Genomic DNA, 13793 nt, shown 5'->3' on the forward strand with positions numbered 1-13793 from the left:
AGAGGTCTGGGGTGCTGATATTACCTATATCTCAACCGATGAGGGCTGGCTGTATCTGGCTTCAGTAAAAGACTTTCACACAAAGGAGGCCGTTGGGCAGGCCATGGGCCCCAGGATGACAAAAGGCCTGGTTCTGGATGCGCTTAGAAAGGCCCTCAAATATCGTCGACCTCTCCCAGGATGTATTATGCATACTGACCGGGGAAGCCAGTATTGCTCGGCAGATTACCAGGAAATGGTAAAGGCTGCCGGAATGCGTCCTTCTATGTCACGTCGCGGCAACTGCTATGACAATGCCCCGACTGAAAGTCTATGGAGTACCTTAAAAATGGAGTTGGTGTATCAGCGCAAGTTTGCAACACGAATGGAGGCTGAAGCAGCGATCAAAGAATACATTGAAATATTTTACAACCGTATCCGGAGACACTCAGCTATAGGCAACGTTGCTCCGGCTGTATTCGCACAGAAATATTTTATTAAAAGGAGAGCTGCCTAAAGTGGCCCTGTCCACTATTGACAGTACACCCCAAAGAGTTATGGGGTTAAGAAGTGCTCCGGGACGCCCTTAAGTAATGCAATAACTCAACATCGACAGGCGGGAAGAGGGGAGATGAATAAAATTCTTCTATTAAAACTTTCGTGGAAGGGATGGATTTTAAGACGATATGAACGAAAAGGAATTGCAAGATAAACTGAACGAACTCCGCAGGCTGCCCTCTGAAACAGAGGTGTTTGAATTTAAAGAGGCGAAGAATGATTTTGGCTTCGGCAAACTGGGCAAATATTTTTCGGCCTTGTCAAATGAGGCAAATCTTAAGGGCAAACCATACGCATGGCTGATTTTCGGTATCAAAGACAAGGGCAGGACGATAGTCGGCAGCCGATTCCGCTCAAACCGCAAAGACCTCGACAGCCTTAAAGGCGAGGTAGCCAATAAAACTACTAATCGTATCACTTTTATCGAAATCTATGAACTGCATTTGCCGGAAGGCCGGGTACTTATGTTACAAGTACCGGCGGCTCCCAAAGGAATACCCATTACATTTGACGGGCATTATTACGGGCGTGACGGAGAAGAATTGTCACCCTTGAATCTGGAGGAGATCGAACGAATCAGGGCGCAGGCAGTTACAGAAGATTGGAGCGCAGCCATTGTGCATGGCGCGACCATAGAAGACCTTGACCCGGAGGCCATTGCAACAGCACGGGAAAACTTCAAGAATAAGTTTCCTGAGCAAGCAAAGGATGTAGATCAGTGGGACGACATCACTTCCCTGAATAAAGCCAAATTAACCATTAAAGGCAAGATTACCCGTGCAGCGATAATCCTGTTAGGGAAATCGGAATCGGAGCATTTTGTCAGTCCGGCTGAAGCAAAAATACGCTGGCTGCTTAAAGATGCTAAAGGAAATGATAAGGACTATCACATTGAAAGCTGTCCGCTGTTGCTGGCGGTTGACAAGATATATACAAAAATCCGCAATCTGAAATACCGCTATATCAAAGACGGCACACTTTTCCCTGATGAAGTTGACCAGTATGAACCATTTGTAATCCGCGAGGCTATAAACAATTGTATCGCACATCAGGACTACACCAAGGGAGGCCGTATTAATGTGGTCGAAATGGAAGACCAGTTGATATTTACAAATCTCGGCAGTTTTATCCCAGGCTCTGTAGAAAAAGTGGTCAAAGAAAATGCGCCGGAAGAGCACTACCGCAACAAATTTCTTGCAACGGCCATGTTCAATTTGAAGATGGTTGACACGGCAGGCGGTGGCATAAGAAAAATGTTTAATTACCAGCGGGAACGTTTTTTCCCAATGCCTGAATATGACTTGTCCGGCGGGAGAGTAAAGGTAACAGTAATCGGCAAGGTTTTGGATATGGACTTTGCGAGGGTATTGGCCCGAAATCCTAAACTTTCGTTAGAACAAATTATTGAATTGGACAAAGTACAGAAGAAAAAAAAGCTGACAAACGAAGAACTTAAGAACCTTAAAGACCTTGGATTGATAGAAGGGAGAAAACCCAATTATTTTATTTCCGCCAAAGTAACTGCCTCTGTTTCCAACGAGGAGCTAAAGGCCCACTACATCAAGCAGCGGGGACTGGATGATGAATACTACAAAAAATTAATTATCGAGTATTTAAATAAATTTGGAAAATCTCCCAGAAAAAATATTGAGAAGCTACTCTGGGACAAATTGCCTGATGTTTTAACTGAGGCTCAAAAGAAAAATAAGATTGGCAATTTGCTGTCAATTTTAAGAATGAATGGAACGATTCGGAACAACGGTTATTCTGACTGGTCTCTTATTTAAGAGAGTTTTAAGAGAGTTTTAAGAGAGTTTTAAGAGAGTTTACTGAAATATTATTTAAAATCAAATAGATAAAGACTCTTACAAAAAGGCTGAAGATATAATTTATGAAACTCCACTTCGACAGCAACCAGGAATACCAGATAGAGGCCATTAGGGCCATCACGGATATATCAGGGGAAAGCGGGACGCGCTTAAGTAACGCAATAACTCAACATCGACAGGTGGGAAGAGGGGAGATGACCATAAAATTCTTTCCGGCTAAGGAGGATAATTTAAAATGAAAACCAAAAAGATATCCTGGAAGCAATGACCAGTATTGAAACGTTCGTGGAAGGGATGGATTTTAAGACGATATGAGCGATAAATTAAACTTCCTTAAACTGTTTTCAACCCTGAACAATAAGAAGATTCGCTATCTCGTCGCCGGTGGAGTGGCTGTCAATCTTTATGGGATTGAGCGTGCCACAGGCGATATAGATATCGTTGTTCATCTGGAGCGACATAATCTTGAAAAGTTTGTGGAGGTCATGAAGGGGTTAGGCTTCAAGCCCAAAATTCCGGTGAAACTTGAAGATCTGTGCAGTAAGGAGATGAGGGACAAATGGGTTCGTGAAAAGGGGATGAAGGTTTTCAGCGTTTATGACCCTCAGAATCCTTATTTCCTATTGGATGTATTTGTAGAGGAGCCGTTTGACTTTGATAAGGTCTATGAAGAACGGAAAAATATCAAGGCCGGAAATGTAAGGATTCCACTTGTGCCTATAAAACGGCTTATTGAGATGAAGAAGAAAGTCGGCAGACCACAGGATATTGCCGATGTCTATTATCTTAGAAAAATAGAAAAGGAGTGGGGCGATGAATAAAAAGCCACTGTTATATTATAGGACGATAGAGCAGATAGAAGAGTACCGGAAACGGCCGGCTCTTCAAAAGATTAAGTGGCTTGAGACACAGATGGAGTTCTTCTATTATGCCATGCCTGATAAGGCCAAGAAGATCAGGGAACGTATGCGCGCAGAAAAAAAGACCGCAACCCTTTAATAGATAGACTCACTCGTGGATAGCAGGAATATGTCCTCATAGAAAAAGGGTAGGGGTATTTACATGAAACTCCACTTCGAGGGCAACCAGGAATACCAGATAGAGGCCATTAGGGCCGTCACGGATATATCAGGGGAAAGGGACGGGACATTCTTGAAAATTATCACTTTTAGAACAATGGGCATTTCATGTCTGCCGTGATTTACAGATGTTGGGAACAGAATCGATAGCGTCTTGACGTTATATCACCATAGCGTTATAATGTTGCTCAAAAACATGGAGGGGCATGATGTCTGCATTGACAAAAAGGGCGACGATTTATTTGGACCCTATGTTGCACAAGGCCTTGCGTCTGAAGGCGGCGGAGACATCCCGGTCTATGTCCGAGCTGGTCAACCGTGCCGTGCGCCTTTCCCTGGCAGAGGATGCAGAAGACCTCGCTGCCTTTGAAGAGCGGGCAGGCGAGCCGCTGGTTGCCTTCGAAGACCTGCTGAAAGACCTTAAGAAGCATGGCCGGATATAACATTTTTCTGCGGCATTCCGTCGCGAAAGACCTTGACGGCATTCCAAAGAAAGACCTCAGGCGCATAATTGACCGTATCCGGTCACTTGTTCATGACCCAAGGCCCTCCGGCTGCGAGAAGCTTTCCGGGCAGGAACGATACCGGATTCGGCAAGGAAGATATCGTATTGTTTACTCCATCCAGGACAATAATCTTACTATTTGGATTGTGAAAGTGTGACACAGACGGGATGTATATCGATGCCTGGGATAGACTTCAGGGACGTCAGTAGTAAGAGGATACTGTGGGTGATATCGCGGGGATTGATAACGAGCATAGTATCAGGAGGTTTGATATGCCGCTGCCGGTCTTGGTAAGAAACCTTGTCGACAAAAAAGTAGATGGGTTCTGCAAAAAAACGGTTCCACCCCATGTGCTGCACCAGGTAAATCTTTCCTTCAGAATAAGGGGCAACAGTGTCACTATCTTTGAAAATCGGGCGCCGTGGCACGAAGGTATTAAGGAATGGACATCCATGAAGATCGCGCAATTCCGGTATGATGAAAAGAGCGACAAGTGGAGGCTTTATTATCCTGACCGGAATGAAAGATGGCGGGAATATCGGGGTATGGAACCAACAAAAAATATAGACAAAATATTAGCTAAAATAGATGAGGACCCTACAGGGATTTTCTGGGGTTAGAGAAGAATGCAAAGACGGAGAGGCGGGACATTCCAGTGCACGTTTTAAATAAAAATGTTGCAGGAGTTACAGAGGCTGTAAGGGGTATATGGATTTTGAAACGGTTTTAGAAAAGGTTTTGACGGCATTTGAAAAAGCCGGTATTCGCTATGCCTTGATGGGTGGGTTTGCCCTCGGTATCTGGGGCGTTCACCGCGCCACAGTGGATGTGGATTTCTTAATCGACAGGGATGACCTGGAGAAGGCCCACAGGATTATGTCTGACTTGACGTATCAACGTCTCCATCACACAGAAAACGTCTCTCAATATGCATCACCCCTAAATATCTTTGGCGAGGTGGACTTCCTTCATGCCTTCCGTTCGGCATCGCGGCGGATGCTCGAACGGTCTGAAGAGAAAAAGATATGCGGCGGAAAGCTGACTATAAGGGTCTTAATACCCGAAGATTTGGTTGGATTAAAAGTACAGGCCATGGTAAATGACAATTCAAGATGGACGAGCGATCTTGCTGATATTGAGGGAATAATGGCTTTACACAAGGCGGAGTTAGACTGGTCAATTATTGAGGAGTATTTTGCCTTGTTTGGTCTGGAGGAGATGGGACAAGAGTTAAGGAGAAGATACTGTGGCACTTGAGCAAGAAGAGAGACAGGAGTTGCTAAAGCTCGCCAAGTCGTCCACGCTAAGGGAAGATATGCATCGGTTGGCTTCCAGCCGACGTAATCCCTTATTGATCGATGGCCGGGTTGACCTAGATAGGTGGTTAGCATTTCTTAACAATTACAACGAGTTTGTCAACCATACTCCTAAGCCCTTCCGCCCCATGTCAGACCGGGTTATGAAGTTATAGGGGGCAGGGGACGTATGGGATTCGGCGGAGGTCGGAGGTGATCCGATTTTGTGTACTGGCCAGTGGCAGTAAGGGAAATTGTACGTATCTGGAATCTCAGGGGGCGCGCTTCCTGGTCGATGCGGGATTAAGCGCAACGGAAATCACGAGGCGCTTAAATGCTATCGGGGTTTCTCCGGATTCTCTGAGCGGTGTCATAGTCACCCATGAACATAATGATCATATCCGCGGGGTCGGTGTTATCTCGCGCCGTTTTGCCCTGCCCGTTTATATGACATCTGCTACCTATCGGGCGGCGGCCAGATATCTGGGCCGTATAAAAGAGGTATGCACTGTCGAAAGCGGCCGCTCTTTCACTATCGATAGTATTACCGTTCACCCCTTTTCTATCCCTCATGATGCCGCTGATCCGATCGGCCTTTGCGTCAGTAACGCCCGGGTTAAGCTGGGCATCTCCACGGACATGGGGATGGTTACACACCTTGCTTCTAATGAACTAAAGGGATGCCATGCTTTGATTATGGAGGCCAATCATGACCCGGAGATGCTGGAATACGGTCCTTATCCGTGGCATCTGAAACAGAGAATAAAGGGACGATTAGGCCATTTATCAAATTATCAGACCTGCCAGTTACTGGAAGAGATACTCCATCCCGGATTGCAGCACATAGTACTGGCCCATTTGAGCCAGGTGAATAATCACCCGGAGAAGGCCTATCAAACCGTCAAAAATTTCCTTAAACAGTCTTCGGCTACCACCGGTCTTTCGCTATCCTGGCAGGATCGGATAGGGAAGTTGGTGGAGATAAGCTAACCGTTATAAGGATGATGTCTATGGATATATCTACATCGGTAAAATTTCTTATCGAACAGGCCCTGGCTGAGGATATTGGGACGGGGGATCTGACCACGGAGGCCCTGATCGATCCTGAACTCCAGGGACAGGCCACCATCGTAGCCAAACAGGACTTCCTGGTCGCCGGGCTTGAAGTCGCCGGGCAGGTCTTTCGTACGCTGAATCCCGTTATTGAATTTAAAGCCCTCCTCAAAGACGGGGGGCGCGTTGCGTCCGGGGAAGTACTGGCCGAGGTTTACGGGCCGGTCGCTGATTTACTCAGAGGCGAGAGGGTAGCCCTTAATTTCTTGCAGCATCTTTCGGGTATCGCCACCCACACCCATAAATTCGTTGAGGCCGTGGCCGGGTTGCCGGTTAAGATATTAGACACCCGGAAGACCACCCCCGGCCTGCGCCTTCTGGAAAAGTACGCCGTCCGGATGGGAGGCGGCCATAATCACCGTTTTGGCCTCTATGACGCCATTTTAATCAAAGATAATCATCTATCCGCCGTTAACTCACTGGCCGGGGCAATCCGGCGGGCCAAGGACTATGCCCCGCATGTAGCAAAAGTTGAGATAGAAGTCAGCAGCATAGACCAGCTTAAGGAGGCCCTGAAAGCCGAGGCCGGGGCTATTCTCCTGGACAACATGGACATCCCGACCCTGAAAGAGGCCGTGGCCCTGGCCGGAGGAAAGGCCATCCTTGAAGCCTCCGGCGGGGTAAATTTAAAGAACGTGCGGGAAATAGCAGAGACCGGTGTGGACTTAATCTCCATCGGGGCACTTACCCACTCGGCTCCGGCCTGCGATATAAGCATGAGGCTGTCTATTCTCTTACCTCATACTCCAGGTAAACAGTCACCGTCCGGTTGAGGGCCCGGCCCTCCGGCCGGCCGTTATCATAAAGGGGATCATGGGGGCCTACGCCCGCATAGGTGATTCTATCATCTGCCGTAATCCCTCCGGCCAGTATCTGATCGTAAACAGCCCTGGCCCGCCTCTCTGACAGCCTCAGGTTGTAATCTTCTTTGCCTATAATATCCGTATGGCCGACGATCTTCACCCCGGCAGCCGGGAGTTGTTTTATCCTTCCGATTATCTGATTCAGGACGGCCTTATTCTGTTCCTTTATATCCGCGCGATCAAAGTCAAAGAGTATAAGCGCATATTTTTCCAGCACCTTATGGCCCGTCTTCTGGGCAACCTGTTCCTCGCGCCTTATGAACGTAACAGAAGAAGGCGCGGAAACGGTCTTGTAGCTCTGCCCTTTTTCGTCTATGACCTCCATGCGAACGCTGAGATTTTTGTAGGCGCCGATCTTGCGGAGATCAAGGTCTTTCAGATCGAAGGCGTAGGCCGGCGCAGGTTCTCCCTCGCCATCTACAGACCGGATTACGGCGTCATCACCCATTATCTCTATATCCCAATGCGCTACGCCATACCCGGCCTGGATCTGTGGTAAGAGTCGGATATCTTTGGCGTCGCTCACCGCCTCCATATATGTGCTTTTTATGGTGTCAGCTATGGCCGGGGAATCAGAATATATCTCTGCGCGCTGGTTTTCGGCCCTCCCCTCGTTTACCCGGTTGGTACTGGCCATGGCCGGCAGACTGCGGGTCTCAATATCCATCCGGGTTGGGTCTATGCCCCATATATCCTTTAAATAAGACTGTACGGCCCCGGCCCTCTGCCGGGAGAGGTTAAGTTTACCCCGCTCCACGCCATAATGCGCGTTACAGCCGACAATTTTTATACGGGCCTCCGGATGCCCGGTCATGCGTTTCCCTATGACATTCAGGATATGATGATACTTATCCATCGTGCCTTCCAATTCACTCTCTTTAAAGGCCCCGGTCCCTGCCTTATCTGTGAAAAGGACATACCGCCCGGGGATTACACCTTCGCCTGTCTCAAAATATACATAATTAAGCAATGGAGAGCTGTCGACCGTGGTTACTTCCTCGATGGTTATCTTATCCGGCTCCGTGTTCAGCGATCCATAAGGCGGGGGCACAAGCTCATGTATCACTTTTTCCCTGGAAACCCGGACCGGACAAGGACCCGCGGTGGTTTCATGGGTATCACCATAGACGTCGGTTACTTTGATACGGGACTCAAGGTTACCGAAAGCAGCCAGCTTTGCCCGGCCCAGTTCGTCCAGAGGAAACGTATATAACGGTTTTAGGTCACCTGTGCCCCTTATGGTCTTTATAGGTTCATTATCGCCGAGGAGGGTGAGTTCCCAATCGGCAATGCCATATTCGGCCGCTATCTGCGGCCGGATTTTTATCTCATCTATGCCCCTCGTCCTGACTATAAATTCATTTACCGCGTCCGCCTGCATAGTCGGCAGATCGTATATAATTTCTACCCGCTGATTTTCCGCCCGTCCGCCTAATACATCCATAGCCGTGGCCTGCGCCGGCAGATTGCGGGTCTCCACCTTCATGCGCAGGGGATCCACCCCCCAGACATTATAAAGATAGGTCCTTACCGCCTCGGCCCGGCGGCTCGAAAGATCAAGGTTATTCTTCTCTACACCGGTGTCTGAGTTACAGCCTACGATACGTACCCGGGCCATAGGAGTTTGGGTCAGGCGTCTGCCCACGATATTGAGCAGGTGGTAATACCGCTCCGGCGCAGATTTCAGGGTCTTTTCATCGAAGGTCTGCGTCTGCGTCCTGTCCTTCAGCAGGACATACTTTCCGGGAATCTCACTTTTGCCGGCCTCAAAGAATACATGATTCAATACCGGCGAGCCGTCGGTCATGGTAAACATGTCAAAATTTAAATCCGCAGGCTCCAGGGACAAGGTTCCCTGCGGAGGATTGAGAAAACGATACGTAACTACGTAGCGATGAAACAGGGTCGTAGAAAAGGACTGGAAAATGGGCAGAAGTTCAGTGGCGGAAACAGCCTTCCATATCTTGCCTCCGTGGGCCTCGGCAAACGATTTAAGGAAGGGGTCCGGAGCCGTCACCGGCATATAGTCTATGGAATAGGCCGCGAGATTCACTACCCCCCTGGCCGCGGCCTCCACCGCCTTACGGTCCAGGATGCTGTTGAGATCCTCGCCATCCGAGAAGACCACGAGAAACTTATTGCCCTTTTCCGGCATCTTTTGGATTAAATCCAGCCCGGCCGCCATGCCTTCGTAGAGGAAGGTCTGATTGGTTAATCCGCGATCAAAGCTTTCCCGGAAAAAGTTCCTGAGCCTTGAGACATCGTTGGAACGAAAGGTCTTGACGTGCAGGTTGCGTTCTTTGACCCTTATGGTATGCGCGTCATCAAAGACCACCACCTGAATATCGTCGATGGGCCGCGCTATCCTGAGGAATTCTTCCAGGGCCGAGAGGAGCGGCTGCACGGCATGGCGCTCTTTCATGGAAAAGGAATTATCTACAACCAGAACCACGTTCAGTCCTACATCCTTTCTGGTTTCAAGGGGCTCCGCCGATAATATCCTGGCTTTTTTTCGCCCCCTTTGCACTACAAAATCTTCGGCATTCAGTCCCTCAACAGGATTATCTTCAGCATCCAGGGCCGAAACCAGCACCTTGTTTTCGCCTATAACCTGATAAGACAGCTTAACGGCGCGGGCCGGGGCCAGGACCTGAAAGCCTTCCTCAGCATAACAGTTACAAAAATAAAAAATGCCGATGACTATTGAGCAAAAGAAGATCATTACCTTTTTCATCGTGTCCCCCCCATGAATTATATTTAGTTTCCATCCGGAAATCCCGGTCTTGCGGATGGAGCAGTCAGCATGAAGCCGGTTCACCGTTCACTGTTGACCGTTTACCGAAAGAAAATGTCGGACAACGGTTGACGGTTAACGTATAACAAACATGCTGATAGCTGATAGCGTGAATCCGGCCTTAGGCCGACCGTGGGCCGGAAACGGTAGTTCCCGGACTTAAAACCCGCTGAACGGTGTCGGAGTAAAGGTCACCACAAAAAGGATCAAGGCCAGTACCCCAAGCCACTTTCGTTTTGTGTCCAGTGGAATGGCGGGATTAAGCGGCGGGGGATGCTGCCAGCCCATAACGTAGAGCAGCCCCGCCCATATAAACCAGCCGGACCAGCCCACCAGGCCAAGAATTATAAGGGCAATAAAACAGCCAATGGCGAGCCTCTTTGATTTTTCTCCCAGGATGGCGTAGGCGATATGTCCGCCGTCGAGTTGGCCGACGGGGATGAGGTTAAGAGAGGTCACCAAGAGCCCGATCCAGCCGGCAAAGGCTACCGGGTGGAGAACGACCTGATAATAGTCAGGCAGCTTGCCCAGCGCGAGCCGGACCATCTGGTCAAGGAGGATGGAAGAACCAAGTTCCACGCCGGTGGGTTTAGGCATTACCTGGATAGTGGACATCTTAAGCCCGATATAGAGCACCGGGATGGCTACGACGGCTCCTCCCAGTGGTCCGGAGAGGCCGATATCCAGGAGCGCCCTTCGGTTTTCCATGGGTGATTTTATCCGGATAAAGGCCCCGAAGGTGCCGATTACCGATGGGGCAGGGATGAAAAAAGGCAGGGTAACCTGTACGCCGTGGTATCGGGAGACGAAATAGTGACTCATCTCGTGGGTTATGAGTATGGCCAGGAGGGTAAAGGAAAAGGGAATTCCTTTGGTTAACAGGGTCCAGTCTTTAAGCAGGGCGGCTAAGGAGACTCCCTGCTGGAGGGCCCCGGCCACCGTGGTTGAAATGACCGTCAGCAAAAAGAGAAGTATGTTGACTGCGATGGATGAACCCTTAGGCTTAAGCTTTAGCGTCACGCCAGGATAACAATGCAATGATTTATGGCTTTTTGGAATTGACCCGTTCTTTTAATTCCTTACCCGCCTTAAAGAATGGAAGTTTTTTGGCAGATACGTCGATATTCCGGCCTGTTTTGGGGTTACGGCCTGTGTAGGGTTTGTAGTCCTTTACTACAAAACTACCCAGTCCCCTTATCTCAATACCCTCGCCGGCCACCAACGCCTGACTCATGGCCTCAAAGACAGTGTCAATTACTTCTTCGGCTACCTGCTTGGTCAGGGCAGTCTCTTTGCTCAGGGCCGCTACTAAATCTGACTTGTTCATGGCACTATCCTCACTACCTGTCTTAGCTTAGGTAATACATATACCAAAGCTTGTATAAGCTTGTAAAGAATAATTTGGCGGTTTCGTGAAAAACCATCGCCACAAAGACGCTAAGGCATTAAGATATGTAACATTTCTACATGACTTCTAATTTTGGCCAAGAGTTAATGACATATAAAGATGTGACCTGACCGTATGTCCTTCCTGCGCCCCCCTTCCGCCATTCTCCTGTATTCACGGAAGCAGGAGAGTAGTGCAGTTTCCTGGGCACCAAATAATCTCTTGACACAATCCAACAACTATTTTAAACATCTGTTTTAAAAATGAGTATAAAAGATAGATGAACAAAATAGCGGAAAGAAGCCTGGACACTCGGAGCCGGTTGCTCCAAGCTGCCGGTGAGGTATTTGCTAGTCATGGATTTCGGGCCGCCACCGTACGTGAAATTTCTCGCCGTGCAGATGCAAACATTGCCGCAGTCAATTATCATTTCGGGAATAAAAAAAGGCTCTATTCCGCAGTCTTACATCATACGCTCAGGTCTGCCATCGAAAAATACCCCCCTGATTTTGGCTTGGATGAGAATTCTACGCCCGAGCAGCGTCTCCATGCTTTCATCCGCTCATTACTCTTCCGGCTCCTGGACAAGGGCCGTCCCGCCTGGCACGGAAGATTGATGGCTCGAGAAATAGCCGAGCCGACAAGCGCACTTGATCAATTAGTAGTAGAAGTGATGAGGCCCCTTTACGAACGACTCACTTCCATAGTGCTGGACCTTACCGGTAAGCATGCCGATGAGGAATCAGTAAAGCTTTGCGTAATGAGTGTTATGGGGCAGTGTCTGTTTTATCACCATGCCCGGTCCGTTGTGTTAAGACTTTATCCTCAAGAGTTTGGCCCTGCAGAAATAGAGCGGCTGGCAGATCATATCTGCCGCTTTTCAGTGCAGGCCATAAGAGGCTTCCAGGAATGAAATGAATTTTCCGTCCTGCTCCATTGCCGGTAAGGCCAAAAAGATGTCCATCTTGGGAATAGGTCATGTCTTAATTGGCCTGGTATTCATGATAAGTCTCGTGAGCTGCATGGTCGGTCCAAATTATCGCCCTCCAGAGCCTGAAATGCCCGCCAATTGGAGTGAGTCGGATAAAACCCGGGTTTCTGACTCGCTCATGGAAGCTACACAGTGGTGGACCATATTCAATGACCCCGAACTTAATTCCCTTATTGACCGGGCAATTCGGTCGAATACGGATTTGCGGCTCGCTGAGGCCCGGATCCAGGGGGCGCGTGCTGCTCGCAGAGTCGTAGCCGGCGCGGAATACCCCGGAGTCGATGCCACTGCGGATTATTCACACAGTCGGCAGAGTCAGAATACTGGAAATTCTACCAGTGCACCGGTTGAGCACGACCTTTACCAGGCGGGCTTCGATGCCGGTTGGGAGATCGATATTTTTGGCGGCGTGCGGCGCGCAGTCGAAGCGGCAGATGCCGAAGTCGGCGCTTCAGAGGAAAACCGCCGTGACGTGCTGGTTACGTTGCTTGCCGAAGTCGCCAGAAACTATCTGGAGGTGCGTGGCAATCAGCACCGTCTGGCTATAGCCAGGCAAAATATCCAGGCACAACGTCAGGTAGTCGAGCTGACGCATGGACGCTTTGAAGCCGGTATAGGAAGTGCTCTGGATATTGCGCAGGCCGAAGGGCAACTGGCAAATACGGAGGCGCGTGAACCGGCCTTAGAAAGCTCTATAAGGCAAGCCATCCACCGTCTGGGAGTGCTGCTTGGGCAGGAACCCGGTGCGCTGTTGGCAGAGCTTTTAAAAGAGGCTCCCATTCCAACGACTCCACCAGAGGTGCCAGTCGGTCTGCCTTCGCAGCTGCTTCTCCGCCGCCCTGATATTAGGCGGGCGGAGCGGGAATTGGCGTCTGCAACTGCCCGTATCGGAGTTGCCACTGCCGATCTCTTCCCGCGATTCTCTCTTACGGGCCTGGCGGGCTTCCAAAGCACAAATCTTACTGATCTCTTCGGTTCTGGAAGCGGCTACTGGGTTTTGGGACCGACTGTAAGGTGGCCTATCTTTAATGCCGGCCGGATACGCGCCAACATCGAGGTCCAGAATGCACTTCAAGAACAGGCTCTAATTCGATATGAGAAGACCATCCTCAACTCGCTTGAGGAGGTAGAGAACGCACTTGTGGCATACTCAAAAGAGCAATTGAGCCGCCGTGCCCTGGCCGAAGCAGTTGATTCTAGCCGCAAAGCTGCCGATATTGCCAACGAGCTTTACACAAAGGGTCTGGTAAATTTCCTGAACGTACTCGATAGCGAACGATCATTGTACCAGTCGGAAGATCAGCTTGCACAAAGTGATCAACGAATTGCAACAGACCTGATAGCACTCTTTAAGTCTCTCGGCGGGGGATGGGAAATACCAAGGTGATGGCTGAAAATG

At 49.3% G+C, this 13793-nt stretch carries 17 protein-coding genes; 14 read left to right on the forward strand and 3 right to left on the reverse strand.

The window, feature by feature from the left end; translation table 11 throughout:
* The 12 genes from PHT49_10825 to nadC all read left to right on the forward strand — a co-directional run.
* Positions 1-496 (forward strand): IS3 family transposase (locus PHT49_10825; protein MDD5452375.1); only part of this gene is annotated, 496 nt, incomplete at its 5' end.
* A gap of 169 nt (positions 497-665) precedes the next feature.
* Positions 666-2324, forward strand: a complete 1659-nt coding sequence (locus PHT49_10830; GenBank protein MDD5452376.1) for a putative DNA binding domain-containing protein — start codon at positions 666-668, stop codon at positions 2322-2324.
* Between the two features lie 104 nt (positions 2325-2428).
* Positions 2429-2605 (forward strand): hypothetical protein, encoded by a 177-nt coding sequence (locus tag PHT49_10835; GenBank protein ID MDD5452377.1) that lies wholly within the window; start codon positions 2429-2431, stop codon positions 2603-2605.
* A gap of 72 nt (positions 2606-2677) precedes the next feature.
* Positions 2678-3187 (forward strand): hypothetical protein, encoded by a 510-nt coding sequence (locus PHT49_10840; GenBank protein MDD5452378.1) that lies wholly within the window; start codon positions 2678-2680, stop codon positions 3185-3187.
* Entirely contained in the window at positions 3180-3365 is a 186-nt protein-coding gene (locus PHT49_10845; protein ID MDD5452379.1) for a hypothetical protein, read from the forward strand. Before PHT49_10840 ends, PHT49_10845 begins: the two co-directional genes overlap by 8 nt.
* 63 nt (positions 3366-3428) lie before the next feature.
* Positions 3429-3566, forward strand: a complete 138-nt coding sequence (locus PHT49_10850; GenBank protein MDD5452380.1) for a hypothetical protein — start codon at positions 3429-3431, stop codon at positions 3564-3566.
* Positions 3567-3654: 88 nt separating this feature from the next.
* The gene (locus tag PHT49_10855; GenBank protein MDD5452381.1) at positions 3655-3888 is read left to right on the forward strand and encodes a ribbon-helix-helix protein, CopG family; all 234 of its coding nucleotides are present in this window, start codon (positions 3655-3657) and stop codon (positions 3886-3888) included.
* Positions 3875-4108 (forward strand): type II toxin-antitoxin system RelE/ParE family toxin, encoded by a 234-nt coding sequence (locus PHT49_10860; protein ID MDD5452382.1) that lies wholly within the window; start codon positions 3875-3877, stop codon positions 4106-4108. The genes PHT49_10855 and PHT49_10860 overlap by 14 nt, the downstream gene beginning before the upstream one ends.
* A 115-nt stretch (positions 4109-4223) precedes the next feature.
* Complete coding sequence (locus PHT49_10865; protein ID MDD5452383.1) at positions 4224-4571, forward strand: DUF3024 domain-containing protein; 348 nt, start codon at positions 4224-4226, stop codon at positions 4569-4571.
* An 88-nt stretch (positions 4572-4659) separates the two neighbouring features.
* Positions 4660-5208 (forward strand): nucleotidyltransferase, encoded by a 549-nt coding sequence (locus PHT49_10870; protein ID MDD5452384.1) that lies wholly within the window; start codon positions 4660-4662, stop codon positions 5206-5208.
* A 251-nt stretch (positions 5209-5459) separates the two neighbouring features.
* Positions 5460-6236, forward strand: a complete 777-nt coding sequence (locus tag PHT49_10875; protein MDD5452385.1) for an MBL fold metallo-hydrolase — start codon at positions 5460-5462, stop codon at positions 6234-6236.
* 20 nt (positions 6237-6256) lie between these two features.
* Positions 6257-7132, forward strand: a complete 876-nt coding sequence (gene nadC, locus PHT49_10880) for a carboxylating nicotinate-nucleotide diphosphorylase (protein ID MDD5452386.1) — start codon at positions 6257-6259, stop codon at positions 7130-7132.
* On the opposite strand, the gene PHT49_10885 is transcribed toward nadC, so the two are convergent.
* The 3 genes from PHT49_10885 to PHT49_10895 form a co-directional block, all read right to left on the reverse strand.
* Positions 7086-9956 carry an OmpA family protein gene (locus PHT49_10885; GenBank protein ID MDD5452387.1) on the reverse strand — a complete coding sequence of 957 codons (2871 nt, stop codon included), beginning with the start codon at positions 9954-9956 and terminating at the stop codon, positions 7086-7088. The two genes, nadC and PHT49_10885, sit on opposite strands and share 47 nt — an antisense overlap.
* Positions 9957-10175: 219 nt before the next feature.
* The gene (locus PHT49_10890; GenBank protein ID MDD5452388.1) at positions 10176-11036 is read right to left on the reverse strand and encodes a site-2 protease family protein; all 861 of its coding nucleotides are present in this window, start codon (positions 11034-11036) and stop codon (positions 10176-10178) included.
* A gap of 22 nt (positions 11037-11058) precedes the next feature.
* Positions 11059-11343: an integration host factor subunit beta gene (locus tag PHT49_10895; protein MDD5452389.1), complete on the reverse strand. Its 285-nt coding sequence runs from the start codon at positions 11341-11343 to the stop codon at positions 11059-11061.
* Positions 11344-11683: 340 nt separating this feature from the next.
* Here PHT49_10895 and PHT49_10900 point away from each other — a divergent pair, with 340 nt between their 5' ends.
* Complete coding sequence (locus PHT49_10900) at positions 11684-12316, forward strand: CerR family C-terminal domain-containing protein (protein ID MDD5452390.1); 633 nt, start codon at positions 11684-11686, stop codon at positions 12314-12316.
* 1 nt (position 12317) lies between these two features.
* Positions 12318-13781, forward strand: a complete 1464-nt coding sequence (locus PHT49_10905) for an efflux transporter outer membrane subunit (GenBank protein MDD5452391.1) — start codon at positions 12318-12320, stop codon at positions 13779-13781.
* Positions 13782-13793 lie beyond the last annotated feature (12 nt).

Source organism: Desulfovibrionales bacterium (assembly GCA_028715605.1).
GTDB lineage: Bacteria > Desulfobacterota > QYQD01 > QYQD01 > QYQD01 > QYQD01.

Coding starts and splice junctions, on each gene's coding strand:
- nadC (MDD5452386.1), top strand. CDS start 6,257: ATGGATATATCTACATCGGTAAAATTTCTTATCGAACAGGCCCTGGCT.
- PHT49_10835 (MDD5452377.1), top strand. CDS start 2,429: ATGAAACTCCACTTCGACAGCAACCAGGAATACCAGATAGAGGCCATT.
- PHT49_10895 (MDD5452389.1), bottom strand. CDS start 11,343: ATGAACAAGTCAGATTTAGTAGCGGCCCTGAGCAAAGAGACTGCCCTG.
- PHT49_10885 (MDD5452387.1), bottom strand. CDS start 9,956: ATGAAAAAGGTAATGATCTTCTTTTGCTCAATAGTCATCGGCATTTTT.
- PHT49_10870 (MDD5452384.1), top strand. CDS start 4,660: ATGGATTTTGAAACGGTTTTAGAAAAGGTTTTGACGGCATTTGAAAAA.
- PHT49_10845 (MDD5452379.1), top strand. CDS start 3,180: ATGAATAAAAAGCCACTGTTATATTATAGGACGATAGAGCAGATAGAA.
- PHT49_10900 (MDD5452390.1), top strand. CDS start 11,684: ATGAACAAAATAGCGGAAAGAAGCCTGGACACTCGGAGCCGGTTGCTC.
- PHT49_10865 (MDD5452383.1), top strand. CDS start 4,224: ATGCCGCTGCCGGTCTTGGTAAGAAACCTTGTCGACAAAAAAGTAGAT.
- PHT49_10830 (MDD5452376.1), top strand. CDS start 666: ATGAACGAAAAGGAATTGCAAGATAAACTGAACGAACTCCGCAGGCTG.
- PHT49_10905 (MDD5452391.1), top strand. CDS start 12,318: ATGAATTTTCCGTCCTGCTCCATTGCCGGTAAGGCCAAAAAGATGTCC.
- PHT49_10860 (MDD5452382.1), top strand. CDS start 3,875: ATGGCCGGATATAACATTTTTCTGCGGCATTCCGTCGCGAAAGACCTT.
- PHT49_10840 (MDD5452378.1), top strand. CDS start 2,678: ATGAGCGATAAATTAAACTTCCTTAAACTGTTTTCAACCCTGAACAAT.
- PHT49_10850 (MDD5452380.1), top strand. CDS start 3,429: ATGAAACTCCACTTCGAGGGCAACCAGGAATACCAGATAGAGGCCATT.
- PHT49_10855 (MDD5452381.1), top strand. CDS start 3,655: ATGTCTGCATTGACAAAAAGGGCGACGATTTATTTGGACCCTATGTTG.